This is a genomic window from Methanobrevibacter sp. (assembly GCF_045541095.1).
Classification (GTDB): domain Archaea; phylum Methanobacteriota; class Methanobacteria; order Methanobacteriales; family Methanobacteriaceae; genus Methanocatella.
Genome location: NZ_JAZQIJ010000171.1, coordinates 1 through 2,076 on the forward strand (window position 1 = coordinate 1; position 2,076 = coordinate 2,076).

At 31.3% G+C, this 2,076-nt stretch carries 2 protein-coding genes; both read right to left on the reverse strand.

Features of this window, described 5'->3' with window-relative positions:
• Positions 1-252: 252 nt before the first annotated feature.
• Positions 253-894, reverse strand: a complete 642-nt coding sequence (locus tag ACKI2P_RS07190) for a fibrillarin-like rRNA/tRNA 2'-O-methyltransferase (protein ID WP_407376353.1) — start codon at positions 892-894, stop codon at positions 253-255.
• A gap of 3 nt (positions 895-897) precedes the next feature.
• Entirely contained in the window at positions 898-2,049 is a 1,152-nt protein-coding gene (locus ACKI2P_RS07195) for an NOP5/NOP56 family protein (RefSeq protein WP_407376355.1), read from the reverse strand.
• Positions 2,050-2,076: the final 27 nt, after the last annotated feature.

Genomic DNA, 2,076 nt, shown 5'->3' on the forward strand with positions numbered 1-2,076 from the left:
AATGCGTAATATACTGTTTATAAAAACATTTGGTGATAACTTTTGACATTAATTTAATTATTAATTGTTTGAACTCCCTATCACAAACTATATCTACCATGTGTTATAGAAAATAAATTAGTGAGAAAGTAAAAGCTTATGATATTTTAATAACTATTGGAGTAATACTTTTTCGTGTTTTTTGTAGTAATTTTTTATATTACTTACAAGTATTTTTTAGCCCAAATTTCAATCAAAAATTCTTATTTTTTTTTAAAAATTTTTTTCTACTAACAATGCAATATGGTCTTTTTCGTAAGGTTCTAGTTTAACTTTTTCAATGATTTTAAAACCTTTTTCTATCAATTTCTTCTCTTGTTCCTTGAATATCTTTTTAGGCTTTTGTACAACATCTATACTTCTAGCTTTAATAGTTATCAAACCCATACCTTCGTCTTTTAAAAATAAATTCATATTTTTCATAAACAATTCACTTTGTGTTGGTTGGGCTACATCGCAGTATACTAAGTCGACTTTTTCGACAATGTTCAGATATTCTTTGGGTTTGGTTGCATCACCTAAAATCGGAGCAACATTAAGTCTTTGACGGGAAAGTTGGACTAATTTTTTGGCTGTAGTCGGTGAAAATTCAACTGCATAAATCCGTCCATTAATTACAATATCTGAAATGTGTGAAACTGTTGTTCCGGTTGATGCACCTAAGTAAAGAACTTTTGAAGTATCCTCAAGCTCTAATTTTTCTAATCCATTTAAAAAGGCCGCTGCCAATTTTGAACGTCTTGGATTCCAGATTCTGTATTCATCGTCTTCTTTTATCAGTTCCTCTCCATAAACTGAAATTCCCGGTGTAAGATTTTTAGTTGCTACATTCCCATCCTTAAAATAAACATTCATGCTTTATCTCCTTTTCTTTCTTTTTTTAGATTTTCTCTTCTTATTTTTTGATTTGCCTCTTTCTTCTTTCCTTCTTTTAGTTGTTTTTGTTGGGAATGGATTATTTTTTTCTATTTCTTCTATTTTTTGAATAAAATCTTCAAAAGCATTTTCATCATATGTTTTTGTAAAAACGTCTCTTCTGACTGCAAGGGAAATCTTGCTTGCAAGAATTCTGGCAATCTTTCCACGATTCCACCATTTTGATCCTCTCACTTGGGGATGCTGGTAGATAAGTCCATATTTTGGAGGGCGGTCTCCACTTTTCAAATGTCTGAACAATGCTTTTTCAGCACCCATTATCTGCACTGTGCTTGAAGGGTATGTTGCCAGTCTTTTAAGCCCTCCTGCATGTGAAATCAATTTGGCTCCGAGTGTTGGCCCTACAATCAACTTCAGGTTTGGTGCAATTGCATCCATTTTATTCTCAATATACTCTTCTATTGCTTTTCTTGACTTTTGAAGTTCATAAATGGATTTTGCATAGTTGTTCATTATTTCCAGGTCTTGAGGATTGATGTCATCTTCCATGTCCAGAACATTTTCTGGGAAAGCTTCGGGTTTCGCTTCAATGATTTTTTCTTTTGTTTTGTTTTGGGAAATCAGTTTGATGTATGTTTCATTGTTTCTGATTACATCCATTTCCGGGAAATATAATGCATACCATTCCCGAATCCTTTCAATCAACTTGGAGATTGTCTCATCTATTTCATCTATGGAATTTATAGCTTGAATCAAGTGTTTATCTTCGCTTGCGGATTCTTTTTTTATCTTGTAAATTGCCAATCTCTGATAAATCTCGCTAATCTCTTCCTGATTTAAACCAAATTTATCATAATTGCTTCTTAAATATTCTCCGCCCTGATTTGGTGTTTCGATTTTGAGGTTATCGATTGAGTAATCAGATAGGTGTTTGTTTGATTCGATAATTATTTCATCGTAATTTTTTGAAACTTCATTTATTATTTCAAGTTCCTCAGCAACAATTTGCTTTTGTGCAATATCGGCTAATCTATTAATTATTTCATCTTCGGGGAATAATTTTTCACAAATCAACTCATTTTCACTATTAAAAGCTAAAAATCCTTTAATTGAATAAGTTATAAAACATTGCATGAAATAAGATATTTTTTTTATTTTTTA

Bases quoted from the DNA above. Each gene is read 5' to 3' on its own strand.
- ACKI2P_RS07190 (WP_407376353.1), bottom strand. From the start codon at position 894: ATGAATGTTTATTTTAAGGATGGGAATGTAGCAACTAAAAATCTTACA.
- ACKI2P_RS07195 (WP_407376355.1), bottom strand. From the start codon at position 2,049: ATGCAATGTTTTATAACTTATTCAATTAAAGGATTTTTAGCTTTTAAT.